Source organism: Pseudonocardia terrae, assembly GCF_021343995.1.
Taxonomy (GTDB): Bacteria; Actinomycetota; Actinomycetes; order Mycobacteriales; family Pseudonocardiaceae; genus Pseudonocardia; species Pseudonocardia terrae.
Genome location: NZ_JAJTTE010000027.1, coordinates 51,694 through 65,694, shown reverse-complemented (window position 1 = coordinate 65,694; position 14,001 = coordinate 51,694). Strand labels below are relative to the sequence as shown.

Annotated in this window: 11 protein-coding genes; 1 reads left to right on the top strand and 10 read right to left on the bottom strand. The window is 74.5% G+C overall.

From position 1 onward, the window contains the following. Positions 1-15 precede the first annotated feature (15 nt). The gene (locus LWC33_RS19085) at positions 16-963 is read right to left on the bottom strand and encodes a D-alanine--D-alanine ligase family protein (RefSeq protein ID WP_233305764.1); all 948 of its coding nucleotides are present in this window, start codon (positions 961-963) and stop codon (positions 16-18) included. 1,420 nt (positions 964-2,383) lie between these two features. After that, a complete protein-coding gene (locus LWC33_RS19080) occupies positions 2,384-3,727 on the bottom strand; it encodes an aminotransferase-like domain-containing protein (protein ID WP_233305763.1) in 1,344 nt (447 codons plus the stop codon). Positions 3,728-4,009: 282 nt separating this feature from the next. On the opposite strand from LWC33_RS19080, the gene LWC33_RS19075 reads away from it, so the two are divergent. After that, positions 4,010-4,687, top strand: a complete 678-nt coding sequence (locus tag LWC33_RS19075; protein ID WP_233305793.1) for a GNAT family N-acetyltransferase — start codon at positions 4,010-4,012, stop codon at positions 4,685-4,687. 106 nt (positions 4,688-4,793) lie between these two features. Here the strand turns inward: LWC33_RS19075 and LWC33_RS19070 are convergent, their stop codons facing one another. The 8 genes from LWC33_RS19070 to LWC33_RS19035 all read right to left on the bottom strand — a co-directional run bounded on the left by LWC33_RS19070 (position 4,794) and on the right by LWC33_RS19035 (position 13,830). Next, positions 4,794-5,951, bottom strand: a complete 1,158-nt coding sequence (locus tag LWC33_RS19070) for an N-acetylmuramoyl-L-alanine amidase (protein ID WP_233305762.1) — start codon at positions 5,949-5,951, stop codon at positions 4,794-4,796. A gap of 284 nt (positions 5,952-6,235) precedes the next feature. Then, the gene (gene trxA, locus LWC33_RS19065; protein ID WP_233305761.1) at positions 6,236-6,562 is read right to left on the bottom strand and encodes a thioredoxin; all 327 of its coding nucleotides are present in this window, start codon (positions 6,560-6,562) and stop codon (positions 6,236-6,238) included. Between the two features lie 62 nt (positions 6,563-6,624). Beyond that, positions 6,625-7,626, bottom strand: a complete 1,002-nt coding sequence (gene trxB, locus LWC33_RS19060; protein WP_233305760.1) for a thioredoxin-disulfide reductase — start codon at positions 7,624-7,626, stop codon at positions 6,625-6,627. 101 nt (positions 7,627-7,727) lie between these two features. Further along, complete coding sequence (locus tag LWC33_RS19055) at positions 7,728-8,384, bottom strand: RsmA family anti-sigma factor (protein ID WP_233305759.1); 657 nt, start codon at positions 8,382-8,384, stop codon at positions 7,728-7,730. Then, entirely contained in the window at positions 8,381-8,935 is a 555-nt protein-coding gene (gene sigM, locus LWC33_RS19050; RefSeq protein WP_233305758.1) for an RNA polymerase sigma factor SigM, read from the bottom strand. The genes LWC33_RS19055 and sigM overlap by 4 nt, the downstream gene beginning before the upstream one ends. Positions 8,936-9,013: 78 nt before the next feature. Beyond that, a complete protein-coding gene (locus LWC33_RS19045) occupies positions 9,014-10,792 on the bottom strand; it encodes a protein kinase family protein (protein ID WP_233305757.1) in 1,779 nt (592 codons plus the stop codon). A 66-nt stretch (positions 10,793-10,858) separates the two neighbouring features. Further along, entirely contained in the window at positions 10,859-13,339 is a 2,481-nt protein-coding gene (locus tag LWC33_RS19040; RefSeq protein WP_233305756.1) for a DUF6049 family protein, read from the bottom strand. Continuing rightward, a complete protein-coding gene (locus tag LWC33_RS19035; RefSeq protein ID WP_233305755.1) occupies positions 13,336-13,830 on the bottom strand; it encodes an NUDIX domain-containing protein in 495 nt (164 codons plus the stop codon). Before LWC33_RS19035 ends, LWC33_RS19040 begins: the two co-directional genes overlap by 4 nt. Positions 13,831-14,001: the final 171 nt, after the last annotated feature.

Below are 14,001 nucleotides of genomic sequence, written 5' to 3'. Positions count from 1 at the left end.
GTTCCACGTGAAACGTCAGCTCCGCTCGACGGCGCGCTCCACGAGGGCGGCGAAGACCGCGCCGAGGTCGCTCCCCTCGGCTGCGACGGCGGTCGGCAGGAGCGAGGTGTCGGTCAGCCCGGGCGACACGTTCACCTCGAGGATCTGGACGCGCCCCTCCTCGTCGACGACCGCGTCCATGCGGGAGATGTCCCGGAGCCCGAGCAGCGCGTGCGCCTGCAGCGCGGTCTCGCGGAGGCGGTCCAGGACGTCCTCGGGCAGCCGGGCCGGGCAATGGAAGCTCGCGGCGCCCTGCGTGTAGCGGGCGGTGTAGTCGTAGACGCCGCCCGGCACGTCGACCTCCACCGGCGGCAGCGCCCGCGGCTCGGCGCCGTCGTGCACCACCGAGACGGCGACCTCGGTGCCGGTGACGAAGCGTTCGGCGAGGACGGTGTCGGCGTAGGCGAGGCAGCTGACCATCGCCGAGGGCAGCTCGGCCGCGGAGCGCACCACCTGGGCGCCGAGGGCCGAGCCGCCCTGATCGGGCTTGAGCATGAGCGGCAGACCCAACCGCTCCACCATGGCGTCGAGCACCGCCTGGGCGCCCAGCTCGCGGAACGTCGTGTGCGGGAGCGCCACCCAGTCCGGGGTGTCCAGACCGGAGCGGGCGAGCTCGGCCTTGGCGGTCGGCTTGTCCCAGGCACGCCGGCACGCGGACGACACCGTGCCGACGAAGGGCACGCCGAGCAACTCCAGGACGGCCTGCACCGCGCCGTTCTCGCCCTCTCCCCCGTGCAGCGCGACGATCGCGGCCTCGGGGCGCTCGGTGCGCAGCCGCTCGATCAGAGAGGCGTCGGCGTCCCACTCGCGGACCTCCAGCCCGCTGGCGCGCAGCGCGCCCGCCAGTCGGCGCCCGGATCGCAGGGACACCTCACGCTCGTGGGACAACCCACCCGCCAGCACGGCCACGCTTCGATCGCTCACCGGGGCATTCTGCGCCACGGCGCTCTCCGGCCCGGCGTCCGACCCGTCCTGATTCACGTGAAACGGGCGGGAGCGGGTCGCAGCCCCTCGGCTTCATCTCCGCGCCGACTCTGACTCTTCCCGAGGGGAGTGGGTACCGGCGCTGATCCGGAGTGTCTCCACGGCGCTGGACGAGAGACGAACTCTCGCCAGCAACCGGTCCGCCGTCGCGGTGGTGTGTCGGCCGGCCTACGGCCCGGCGCACGCCTCATCGCCCTTCTGGGTGCCGGTCAGCGGCCTGAGCGGCGTCCAGGGCGGGATCGCCCCAGATCGCCTCATGGCCGCTCATGCGGAGATCGCCGAGCAGAGCCGGCGAGGGTCGGTTCTCGACCGTCTTTGCCCACCGTCACTGATCACGAACGGCCGGGCTGCGGACGGTGGTGGGGTGGGTGGTGAGTGCAGCTGGGCGTGAGCCTGGCGGAGCCCCGACCACGACCGGGTCGAGGCGCTCCAGCACGCTCTGGGAGATGCTGCTCGGATGACCGCCCCAGCTCCGGCGTGGCGACGGCCGGGACGCCGGAGCCGAGGATCCGCGAAGGCCGGCACAGCACTGCCCGCTTCAGCTGTCCGAGAGCACCACTTCGGCCCGTCTCGGTCATGGAAGGCCGCAGCATGTCCCACTCGGCGATCACTCCTGACGCAGGGGTAAGACCATGACGGAGATCCCTGGTCGTGGACGACGACGGTCGGTTTCCGGCCGCTCCTGTCCACGAACGATGATCACGACCGGCTGGACTATGGAGAGCGACGGGCATGCGGCTGTGAGCCCAGCCTGCCCCGGCTCGCGCCATGCCTGGCTCGCGACAACGACCGACCCTGTGGGCGGCGGCCCGGGCCATGCCTGGTCGGCGGCAGCGATCGGTACCGCGGGCAGCGGCTCCGGCCATACCTGGGCCGAGGACATGGTCGACGCTGCGGGCAGCCATCTCGACCGTGCCCGGCCGGCGGCAGTGATCGACGCTGCGGGCCGCGAACCGCGGACTACAGCCGGGCCGGAGATGGGCGGTGCTTCCGGCACAGCGCCGTCACCGACGGGTGTCTGCGGACGGCGCTCACCGCTTCGGCCCCACTCGCCCGGTGGCGGCCGGAAGAGTCCCCGGACGGCGATCATCATGACCGGTCGGCCGGCCATCGTCGCGGTCGCTGATGGTGGACGCCACCGGCCGGGTTCCGACCCGCCCGGTCCAGACGTGGCTATCACGAGCGGCTCGATGGCCGAGGCCGGACTCCGGCCACTCGCCCCTCATCTGGACGCGCCGCAGCAGCGAATGTGGGCCTCAGGCAGGGACTCCTGAACTCGCGCAGGCCACGTTTCACGTGAAACAGCGCCGAACGACGAACGCCCCGCGGAGCAGATCCGCGGGGCGTTCGACCGGAGGACTCAGGCCGTGTCAGGGCTCGGGGTGTGGGCGCCCCGGCGCAGCTCGGGCGCGGGCGCGGCGGGGAGGCCGAAGGTGCGGCGCACCTCGAGCTCGGTCTCGATGACCCCGGCGAGCCGGCGGACGCCCTCCGTGATGCGCTCCGGCGTCGGGTAGCAGTACGAGAGACGCAGCTGCCGGCTGCCGAGGCCGTCGGCGTAGAACCCGGTGCCCGACGCGTACGCCACCCGGGCCGTGACGGCACGCGGCAGCATCGCCTTCGCGTCGACGCCCTCGGGCAGGGTGACCCACACGTAGAAGCCGCCGTCGGGCACGGTCCAGGTGCAGCCTTCGGGCAGGTAGGTCTCCAGCGCGGCCAGCATCGCGTCCCGCCGCTCGCGGTACTGCTCCGTGTAGGCCTTCACCTGGGCCCGCCAGTCGTGCTTCTCCAGGTACCGCGACACGATCATCTGCGTGAAGCTCGGCGGGCACAGCGTGGCGGACTCGGCGGCCAGCACCAGCCGGTCCCGCACCGCCGGTGGCACGAGCGCCCACCCGACCCGCAGACCAGAGGCGAAGGTCTTGGAGAACGAACCGAGGTAGATGACCGAGCGGTCCAGCGAGCGCAGCGCCGGGTAGCGGGTGCCGCTGAAGCCCAGCAGCCCGTACGGGTTGTCCTCGACGACGCCCACGCCGTGCTCCGCGCAGAGGTCCAGTACCCGCTGCCGGCGCTCAACGGCCAGGGTCACGCCGCCGGGGTTGTGGAAGTTCGGGATCGTGTAGAGGAACTTCGGGGTGACGCCCCGGGCCGCGAGCGTGCGCAGCGCCTCCTCCAGCAGCTCCGGGACGAGCCCGTGCTCGTCCATCGCCACGTGGATCACGCGGGCCTGGTACGCGGCGAAGCTGCCCAGCGCGCCGACGTAGGACGGCCCCTCGGCGAGCACCACGTCGCCCGGGTCGCAGAACAGCCGGGTGACGAGGTCGAGGGCCATCTGCGAACCGACGGTCACGACGACGTCGTTCGGGTCGGCCTCGATCCCCTCCTCCCGCATGACGTCGCAGATCTGCGCACGCAGCGCGGGCACGCCCTGGGCGGAGCCGTACTGCAGTGCGACCTGCCCCTCGCGGGCCACGAGGTCGCCGATCTCGGCGGACAGCTCCTCGAGCGGCAGCGCGGCGAGGTTGGGCATGCCGCCGGCGAGCGAGACGACCTCGGGCCGGCTGGCGACGGCGAAGAGCGCCCGGATCTCGGAGGCGACCATGCCGGAGGTGCGTGCTGCGAACCGCTCGGTGGGAGGGGCCGGCGCGGCTGCCGCCGCCCGCTCGACGGAGACGTCGGGCTGCTGCGGGGACGGCGGGATCGTCACGGTGGATCCTCCAGGTCGACGGATGAGCGGAGCTCGCGGAGCGAACATCGGCGCCGATCGCCGCCCGGCGGCCACGCGCGCGCAGCCTCGGGGAGCGAAAGTGGCACCTGAGTGTAACCGGGACGGGTGTACGGTCTGCCCTTCGGCGAGGCTGAGACACCGGTCGCAGCAGCCGGGGTGTCGCAGGGGCCCCGACCGACCTACCATCGAACGGCCTTCGTGATCACACGGGGGTTCTCGACCACGCGGAACCCGATCGGGTCGGCCGCCGGAGGTAGCACGTTGTCCTGGCACGTCGCCGCGGTCAACCTCGACAACCTGGGGGACCTCCCCAAGCGTTGTCGCTCCTGCGTCTTCTGGGAGCTCGCACCGCACCTCGCCAAGCAGGCCGAGGAGTTCGGCACCACCGAGCTCGAGAAGGAGGCCTGGGTCTCGGAGATCCTGCTCGAGTGGGGCTCGTGCGGGAAGATCGTCTACGTCCGCGGGGCGCCTGCCGGCTACGTCATGTACGCACCGCCCTCCGCGGTCCCCCGCGCCACCGAGATGCCGACCGGCCCGGTGAGCGCCGACGCCGTGCTCCTCACGACCCTCCAGGTGATGCCGGAGTACGCCGGCGAGGGCCTCGGGCGGATGCTGGCCCAGTCCGTGGTCAAGGACCTCACCCGCCGCGGGGTGAAGGCCGTCGAGGCCTTCGGCGAGGCGCGGCCCGGTTCCGAGCCCGGCTGCATCATCCCGGCCGACTTCCTGCGCAGCGTCGGCTTCAAGACGGTCCGGCCGCACCCGCGCTGGCCCCGGCTGCGGATGGAACTCCGCTCGGGGATCACGTGGAAGGAGGACGTCGAGCACGCGCTCGAGCAACTCCTCGGCACGGTCACGATCCCGATGCAGGCCGCGGCGCCCGTCGGGCAGCCCGGGTACCGGGTACCCACTCCGGCCGGCGCGGGCGTACGCGCGATCTGAGGGCGCGCTGTACGGGCCGCTGAGCGGGCGAATGACATCGGTGTGACTCAGGGACCGGGGAACCGCAATTCGGCCGTTCCCGGCCCTCAGATCGATTCTCCCGGCCTCAGATGGCCTGGGCCTGGTTCCGGTTGATCTCGTGGGCCAGCACGTCGGAGAACGTGAACGTGCCGGTCGGCTGGTCGTTCTGACCGAGCAGGTACAGCCGCTTGACGGCCACGAGGATCCCCTCGGCCACCACGTCGCGGAAGCCGGGGTCGAGCAGCTTGGTGCGGTCGCCGATGTGCGTGAGGTACCCGAGCTCCACGCGGACGGCCGGCATCCGGGTCAGCCGCAGCATCTCCCACGTGCGGGCCTGGCTGCCGCAGTCGAGCATCGCGGTGCGGGTGAGCAGCTCGCGCTGGATGAGCCCGGCGAGCGCCTCCCCCACCGTGGAGGTGACGCCCGAGCCGTTGCCGAAGTGGAACGTGGCGAGGCCCTGGGCGTACATGCTGCGGTTCGCGTCGGCGTGGAGGGACAGGACGAGGTCGGCGTTCGCCTCGTTGGCGAACGCGGCGCGCTCGGCCTCGGCGGGGCAGGTGTCTTCGCGGCGGGAGAGCAGCGCCTCCATGCCGGTCGCGGACATCCGGCCCACGAGCCGGCGGGCGAGGTCCCACATCAGGTCGGCCTCGCACACCCCCGCGACCTGGACACCGCGGTCGAGGCCGCCGTGGCCGGGGTCGATGACGATCCGCTTACCGCGCATCCGCGGACCCGCGCGGCGGAGCAGCTCCTGCTCGCGAAGCAGGCCGGGGCGCCCGCCGACGACCTTGCGGCCGAGCTGACGCAGCGCACGCAGGGTGCCGGGGCCGCACACGCCGTCGGCGGCGAGCCCGTAGTCGCGCTGGAAGCCGCGGAGGGCCTGCTCGGTGCGCTCGTCGAACACGCCGGAGGGGCGGCCGGGGTCGTAGCCGAGCTCGAGGAGGCGGGTCTGCAGCTGCCCGACGTCGTCGCCGCTCATGGGCGCCGACACCATCAGCGCCAGCATCCGGTCGCCGAGCTTCCAGCCGGCCTCACGCAGCGCGCGGTAGGTGTCCGGACCGACGATCCCGTCGGTGATCAGCCCCCGGCGCTGCTGGAACGCCTGGACGGCCCGCTCGACGGCCACGTCGAAGACGTCGTCCGAATCGGGGCCCGGGGCGGCGGCCAGGAGACCGAACCGCCGCAGCGTGGTCCTGATCTCGACGACCGCCGGGCCGCGGTCCCCGCGGCGGAGCAGCTGCATGCACCCCTCGCTCGATCTCCGTCGCGCCGACCGACGGCGCGCGCGTCTCGATGGTCCGGGCCCGCACGCCGGCTCACGGCGCTCTCCGGCATGTCCGGCCCGGTTCTCGGCCGTCGACCATTCTGCCCTGCGCCGCCACGTCCGGGGGACAGCGGGGCGTGCACGGGCGTGTCCACGCAGTCAGCGGGCGGGAAAGGCGCTGAACGGCCGAACGGCCCGTCGGCCGATCGCCGGACGTACCGGGCGATCGGCGACAGGCCGTATCGGATCGGTTGCGGAGCGCCCTACAGGTAGTCGGACAGGTCGCTCAGCAGGGCGGCCTTCGGCTTGGCGCCGACGATGGTCTTCACCGGCTGGCCGTCCTTGAACAGGATCATGGTCGGGATCGACATGACCTGGTACTGCTGCGCCGTCTTGCCGTTCGCGTCGATGTCGAGCTTCGCGACGGTCAGGTTGTCCTTGTGCTCACCGGCGATCTCGTCGAGCACCGGGGCGACCATCTTGCACGGCCCGCACCAGGTCGCCCAGAAGTCGACCAGCACGGTCTTGCCGCTCTTGAGGACGTCCTGCTCGAACGTGGCGTCGGTGACGTCCACGGTGTTGTTGCCCATCGCGATGCTCTCCTCGTTCGGTACTGCGCCAGGTGGAAGGGTGCCAGGAAAGGGAGGGACGATCAGTGGACCGCGGCCGCGACGTCCTCGGAGTCGCTGCCGTAGCCGCTGCCGGCCATCTCGGGGTCGATCGGCTCCTCGGCCAGCCAGCGCTCGGCGTCGATGGCCGCGGAGCAGCCCGACCCGGCGGCGGTGATGGCCTGCCGGTAGGTGTGGTCGACCAGGTCACCGCAGGCGAACACGCCCGGGATGTCGGTGTAGGTCGACGGGGCCTTCGTCTTGACGTAGCCCTCGTCGTCGAGCTCCACCTGGCCCCGGACCAGCTCGCTGCGCGGGTCGTGCCCGATCGCCACGAACATGCCGCTGACCTCGAGGGTGGACTCCTCGCCGGTCACCGTGTCCTTGAGCCTGAGCGCGGACACGCCGTTCTCGCCGACGACCTCGGTGACGGCCTTGTTCAGCTCCCACCGCATCTTCGGGTCGTTCTGCGCGCGCTCCAGCATGATCTTCGAGGCGCGGAACTCGTCGCGGCGGTGCACGACCGTCACGCTCGATCCGAAGCGGGTCAGGAAGGTGGCCTCCTCCATCGCGGAGTCCCCGCCGCCGATGACGGCGATCGGCTTGTCCCGGAAGAAGAACCCGTCACAGGTGGCACAGGCCGACACGCCGCGGCCGAGCAGCTCCTGCTCGCCGGGCACGCCGAGGTAGCGGGCCGCGGCCCCCATGGCGAGGATGACCGCGCGCGAGCGGTAGGTCACGCCGTTGGCGGTGACCTCCTTCACCGGGCCCTCGAGCTTCACGGACTCGACGTCCTCGGCCCGCAGGTCGGCGCCGAAGCGCTTGGCCTGGCCGCGCATCTGCTCCATCAGCTCCGGGCCCATGATGCCGTCGGTGAAGCCGGGGAAGTTCTCGACCTCGGTCGTGGTCATCAGGGCGCCGCCGAACTGGGTTCCCTCGAACACCAGGGGCGCGAGCTGGGCGCGCGCGGCGTAGACCGCCGCGGTGTACCCGGCCGGTCCGGAGCCGACGACGATCAGCTCGTGGATCTTCTGCTCGGTGCTCACCGATGCCTCTCTTCCCGCTCGACTGGCTCGACCCCGTCAACACGATCCTAGGAGCGGGCATTCCCCCTGCGGAGCAGCGCGGGGTGGTGCTGTGGCTCCGGTCACCCGCCAGTGGTGAGGTCGGCCAGCACGGCGTCGCAACCCTCGGCGGGGACGACCGACCGGACCCGGCCGAGCGCGCCCGTGCCCAGCACGAGCAACGTCCCTCGCCGTCCCGCGACGACGACCGGGCGCCCCGCGAGGAGCGGGCCGTGGGCGGGGGCGGCGCCGGCCTGCGCCAGACACGCGGCGAGCGTCCCCGGCTCCCGCAGCTCTCCGACGTCGAGGGTGCCCTCCGCGAGCACCCGAGCGGCGGCGGAGGCGGGGTCGACCGCGTCCCCGGCCGGCCCCGTCGACGGCCCGACGAAGGCCGCCGCGACCAGCGCAGCCGCGGCGGCGGTCAGCAGCAGAGGCCGCCGGCGTCGCCGAACGTGCAGGTCATCAGTATCGTTGGGCTGACGATTAACCGGCTCGTTCTCGCGATCGATCGCGTCGAACCCCGCGGCCAGCCGTGCCGCGACGGCGGTCGGCATCCGGACCGGCGCGACGGCCGCGAGCTCGGCCCGGGTCGCCACGAGCGCGGCCAGTACCCGTCCGGTCCCCGGTCCGGCCGCCGCGACGACCCGGGCGGCCGCCTCCTCGTCGGGCAGACCGGCGTCGGCCTCCGCGAGGCGTGTGAGCCAGCCCCCGCTGCCCGCGTACTCCCCCGGGCCGTTCATGCGCCCTCCTCGCGCAGGTGCCCGAGCAGCCCGGCGAGCCGGACCCGGCCGCGGGCGCACCGGCTCTTCACGGTGCCCACCGGCACCTGCAGGATGGCCGCGGCCTCGGCCACGGGATATCCCATCACATCGACGAGAACAACGGGGACGCGCTGGTCGACCGGCACATTCGCCAGTGCGTCGAGCACGGCGAGCCGTGTGGTGGCCCCCTCGGCGGGATCGCGTCCGACCGGCACCCGGTGCGGGCGCCCGTACCCGGACGGCGGCCGCGCGCGGTCGTAGCGGATCCGGTCGACGCACTTGTTCACCACGATCCGGTGCAGCCACGTGCTCACCGACGCCTCCCCGCGGAAGGCCGCCGAGCGGCGGTAGGCCGACTCGAGCGCGTCCTGCAGGACGTCCGCGGCGTCCTCCGGGTCGCGCAGCACCCGCAACGCCACCGCCCACAGCCGGTCGCCGTGCCGGCGCACCAGCTCGTCGAACGCGCGGCGCTCGCCGGACCGGTGCGCCTCCAGCAGCTGCAGGTCGGACCGCGCGTCGAGCAGGGGCACACGGCGGACGCTAGGAGCCGGGCGGCTCCACACGGCCCGGAACGGCGGAACCGTTCACGGGAGGGAACGGCGGCGGGGCTACAGCCCGGCGCGGTAGAAGGTGAGCTCGTCGATCTGGCTCACGTTCGCGTCGCCCCCGCCGGAGAGCTTGGTGATCCACACCAGGATGTGCTGCGTCGGCTGGCTGTCGGCGAGCGAGATCGTGGTGGTGCCGGAGGTGAGCGTCTGCGTGGTCAGCAGCTGGGTCTCGGAAAGGGCGGCGTCGGTGGAGGGCGCCGACCGGATCTCGACGACGGTCCCGGCGCTGGGCGACTGCACCGTGATCCGGGACAGCTGCTCCACCGAGGCGAAGGAGGCCATCAGGCCCACGCCCGGCTTGAGCGCCGGCAGCTGCTGCTTGTAGGTGAAGGTCGACCAACTCGTGGCCGGGTTGCCGTCGACGGCCCGGTCGACGTCGGCGACGTTGTCCCGGTCCCCGGTGCGGTCGTAGACGTCGAGCGAGACACCGCTGATGGGCACGCTCGTGGCCGGACCCCCGGGTGCGGTCGGCACCGGCGCTCCGGCGGCGTTGTCCCCGACGACGATCGCGGGGCCCCTCGACTCGCCGAACATCGCGCCGACCTGCACGCCCAGGTATCCGAGCACCACGAGCACGCCGGCACCCAGCACGCACAGTCCGATCAGCAGCTTCCGCCGCTGGTCCGGGTCCTGCGGCGTGGCCCTGCGGGTCTTGTTCTGCCAGACGTCGCCAGGCTCGGCCGGCACGCCGTCGTGCTCCGGCGGGAAGATCGCGCCCCGGTCGTCCTCGAGCACGACCTCGCCGATCATCCGGTTGACCGCGGCGGCGGTGTGCAGCCGGCCGACGGCGGGTCCGGCGGCGTGCGAACCGAGGGCGGCGGTGCACACCGCGTCGAGCTCCACGGGCACGCCGGGGCGCAGCGCCGAGGGCGGCACCGGAGCGCCCTGCTCGTCCCGCTCCGGGGAGGGCAGACCGGCGCGGGCGGCGTCGGAGCCCGACAGCGGCCAGCGCGAGGTCAGCAGGGTGTAGAGGACGGCGCCGAGGCCACGGACGTCGTCCTCGGGCGTGAGGCCGGGCCGGGGCAGCACGAACGCGACCTGCGCCCGCCCGTCGCCGGTGACCCGGATCCGCTGCGGGTGGTCGGTGCCGAGGAGCAGGCCCCGGCCGTGCGCGTCCTCGGCGGCGGCGGCGAGCTGCTGGACCATCCTGGCCGCACGCAGCGGTTTGATCAGCCCGCCCGCGACGGCCTCGGTGAGGCTGTGGTCGGCGACCCACTCGGTGACGGCGGCGCCCAGCACGTCCGACGGGACGCCGGGCGAGCCCGCGGCCAGCACGTCGAGCAGCCGGGCGCACCCCGGGTGCTCGAAGCCGCCGGAGCGCAGCGCGCGGACGATCATCTCGCCGGCGCGGGCGGTGCCCTCCGGGTCCTCGTCCGCCTCGTCGGCGGGGAGCCGGCGCAGGACGGTGACGCCCACGTCGCGCTGCAGGATCGTGTCCTCGGCCCGCCAGAACTCGGCGCCCGCGGACAGGTCGGAGCCGACCCGCAGGACGAGCCGGTAGCGGTTGCCGAGCACGGTGCCGGGACCGGTCGCCGCCGTGGACCTCACGGTGCCCTGGCCCGCCGCGGTGCCGTTCACCGGCGGGGCGGCCTGCAACGAGCGGACCGTGGCCGCATCCGGCGGGCCGGCCGGGCTCGGGATGGCGGTGCCCGGGACCTCGGGAGCGACAGTGGCCGCCGGGGTCGAGGGGGCCGAGGTGAGCGGGGTGACCGGGACGGCTGCGGCGGCGGCACCGGTGCCCGAACCGGGCACAGGCTTCTCCTCCGTCTGCCCGCTCACCGGTCGCGACCTCCACCCCGTGCGCCCCGCGCGACTGTCGTGTCCCCCTGCCGCCAGGTCGTCAGCCTACGGCAGATCGCCGTCCGGCGCGGTGACCCCGCGCCGTGACGCGCGCCGGAGTCCGGGCGGGAACTCCGCAGGCCCCGCGGACGTTCCGGCCGGCCGCTGGTCGGGACGAACCGCAGGTCGGGGACCTTCCGGACCGCTCGCGACCGGCGTGTCGCGGGGTCCGGGCACGAATCCGTCCGGCGGCCCGCCGCCCGGCGGGCGCACCGGGACCGGGGGCCGGACCGGTCCGGTGGGCGGGCCCGTGCCGGATTCGCCCGGCCCGGTTCCCCCATCCGGACCTGACCGGTCGCCCCGGATCCGCCGGACGATCCGCCGTGCCGCGAGCAGCACGAGCAGCGCGCCGGCGACCGCGGTGATCCAGATGGTGACCGTGCCGTAGACGGTCGACCGGACCTGCAGCCGGGTCGGCGCGCCGAGCGCGCCGCCGTCCGGGGTGCGGACCGAGGCCTCGACGGTGAACTGGCCCGCGCGCAGCACCTCGGCGCTGACCCGGACCTGCACCCGGCCGAGCGGAGGCACTCGCTGGACCGGGATCGGGGCGACGCGCAGCCCGGCCGTGCTGGCCAGCTCGACCCTGACCGTCATCGTGATGGGAAGTCCGTTGGCCACGGTCAGGGGCACCGGCGCGTCCCGCGTACCCAGCGAGAACGGCCCCGGCGGCTCCAGCACCCGTACCGACCCGACCAGCTCGTCGATCCGGACCCCGACCAGGCCGGCCTGGGTTCGCGCCGTGGCCGGATCCCCGCGCCACCACCCGGAGACCGCGCGCAGGATGCCCCGCAGCAGCGGGTCGAAGACCTGCTCCGGCGGCGCCCCCACACCCGTCTCGTAGTCGGCGGCCGCCCGCAGCCGCTCCACGTCGTCGCGGTCCTGGGCCACGGCGGCGACGACGGCGGGCGGGATCTCCTGCGCGCCCACGCGGACCGGGTAGGTGAGCCGCTGCCGGTCCGCCCCGGCCGGGGCGCCGGCCGCGACCGACGCACCGAGGGCGCGGGGCTCGGCCAGCCCGGCCGTGATCAGCCGGCCGGCGCCGTCGAGCAGGGCGTCGGCGCCGCGGCCGTCGATCGCCCAGCGGTGCGGCGGCGCGAGGACCAGCGGCCCGCCGCCGCGCCCGCCCCCGGAGAGCGCCCGGAAGGCGAGCGCGCCCAGCGCGTCCTGCGTCCCGAGGGCCCCGGGGCCGCCGGCGGGGCTGGTGCTGGTGGTCGACGCCGAGCTGCCCCCGGCGGCGAGGGTCAGCAGTGGGTCGCTGAGCACGCCGACCGTGGACGTCCCCGGCGCGGTCGGGTCGGCCAGCGGGACGACGCCGGACACCTGCGTGGCCCCGGGCTGCTCGACCGAGTCGGCGGAGAGCACGGCGGCCGACGAGCCGTCGGCGGCCCGGCCGACGTCGGCCAGGGTGGCATCGTCGAGCGCCCCGTCGACCGGCCACACCGTGTCGGCGAGCACCGGCGTCCCGAGCAGCCGGCCGGTGATCTCCCGGCCGTCGTCGACGGCCCGCCGGGCCAGGTCCGACGCCCCGGAACGGACCAGCGCGACCAGGTCGGCGTCGTCCTGGGCGAGCGCGAGAACGCAGCTGCCGTGCAGCGTCGCGGAGAGCCGGGCGAGCCAGGCCCGGGCGGCGTCGACCCCGGTCCCGGGCGTGACGGTCCCGTCGGGCGCACGCACCTGGTAGCCGTCGGCCATCTGCGCCGCGGTCTCGACGAGGTCCGGGTCGATCGCGACGCACACCCCGGCCCGCAGCGGCGAGCCGACCGGGGCCCGTGCGGACAGGGCGTCGACCAGGCCGGCCAGCCGGCCGCCCGGGGCGAAGGACGCGGCGAGGCCGTCGTCGGTGAGGGTGACCGGCTCGCCGGGCACGGTCGGCAGCCGGCGTGGCGGCTCGACCATCGGGTAGAGCAGGGTCAACGGCGTCGAGCCGGTCGAGGGCGCGGTCGACCCTCCCGCGGCGCTCCCGGGCAGCGAGAGCACCGGCAGCAACATCCGCACCGCGGCCATCCGGGCGCGCAGGCCCTCCCGGGTGCCGTTGACGTTGACGAGCAGGGCGTGCACCCCGGTCCGGGCCAGGGCGAGCGTGGAGGTGGGCGACCCGGTCAGCGGCACCGACAGCGTGACGGGCTCCGACGCGCCGGCGGCCAGGTCGGGCAGGTCGGTGAAGGCCGGGGTGACGGCGTCGGCGGCCTCGTCGCCGGCCAGGGCCTCGCGGACCGCGGCCTCGCTGCGCAACGGGTCGCTGCGCTGGACGCGGACGCCGAGGCCGGTCACAGGGCTCGACCCGGTGTTGGTGAGGGTGCCGGTGAGGGTCAGGGCGGCGGGCCCGTCCGCCGTCACGACCCGTGGCGAGGCCGCTGTGACGTCGAGTCGCACGCCGGTGTCGGTGGCCGGTGGCGCGTCGGTCTGCGCCGCGGCCGTCCCCGCCGCCGCTCCGACCAGGGTCACGAGCAGGGTGAGGATCGCGGCGGTCGCCGCGACCGCTCTCACGCGGTCTCCTCCAGCAGTTCGGTCGCCCGCCGGATCAACCGCCGCTCGTCGGCGTAGGCCAGTCGGCCCTCCAGCTCCCCGAGCGGCACCCAGGCGACCTCGGCGACCTCCACGTCGTCGTCGCACAGGTCGCCGCCGAGGGCCCGCATCAGGAAATGGTGCACGGTCTTGTGCACCCGGCGGTCCTCGGCGACGAACCAGAAGTCGATCGTGCCCAGGGGTGCGACCACGCGCCCGATGATGCCGGTCTCCTCCTCGACCTCCCGCACCGCCGCCTCCTCGGCGGTCTCACCCGCCTCGATGTGCCCCTTCGGCAGGGACCACAGCAGCCGGCCGCGGCGGTCCAGGCGGCCGATCACGGCCGCGCGGCCCAGGTCGTGGTCCACGACGAGGCCCCCCGCGGACGTCTCGTCGACCGTCCGCAGGCGACGGCGCCGGTCGGCGGGCCTCCCCGCGCGGCGCCCCCCTGAGCGGCCGCGGGAGGAGGACATGTGGCGATGGTAACGAGCCGGGGCTCCCGCGGTCGGGTTCCGCGCGACGCGGGTGCGTCACGCGCCGTTCCCCTCCCGGCCCTCAGCGTGACCGGGGCCCGTCCTGATCTCCGTCCTGATCTTCGGGCGGATCCCCGGGGCGGCCCGCGGAGGCGCCGCCTACACTGGCCC

Coding starts and splice junctions, on each gene's coding strand:
- trxA (WP_233305761.1), bottom strand. CDS start 6,562: ATGGGCAACAACACCGTGGACGTCACCGACGCCACGTTCGAGCAGGAC.
- LWC33_RS19055 (WP_233305759.1), bottom strand. CDS start 8,384: ATGAACGGCCCGGGGGAGTACGCGGGCAGCGGGGGCTGGCTCACACGC.
- LWC33_RS19070 (WP_233305762.1), bottom strand. CDS start 5,951: ATGCAGCTGCTCCGCCGCGGGGACCGCGGCCCGGCGGTCGTCGAGATC.
- LWC33_RS19035 (WP_233305755.1), bottom strand. CDS start 13,830: ATGTCCTCCTCCCGCGGCCGCTCAGGGGGGCGCCGCGCGGGGAGGCCC.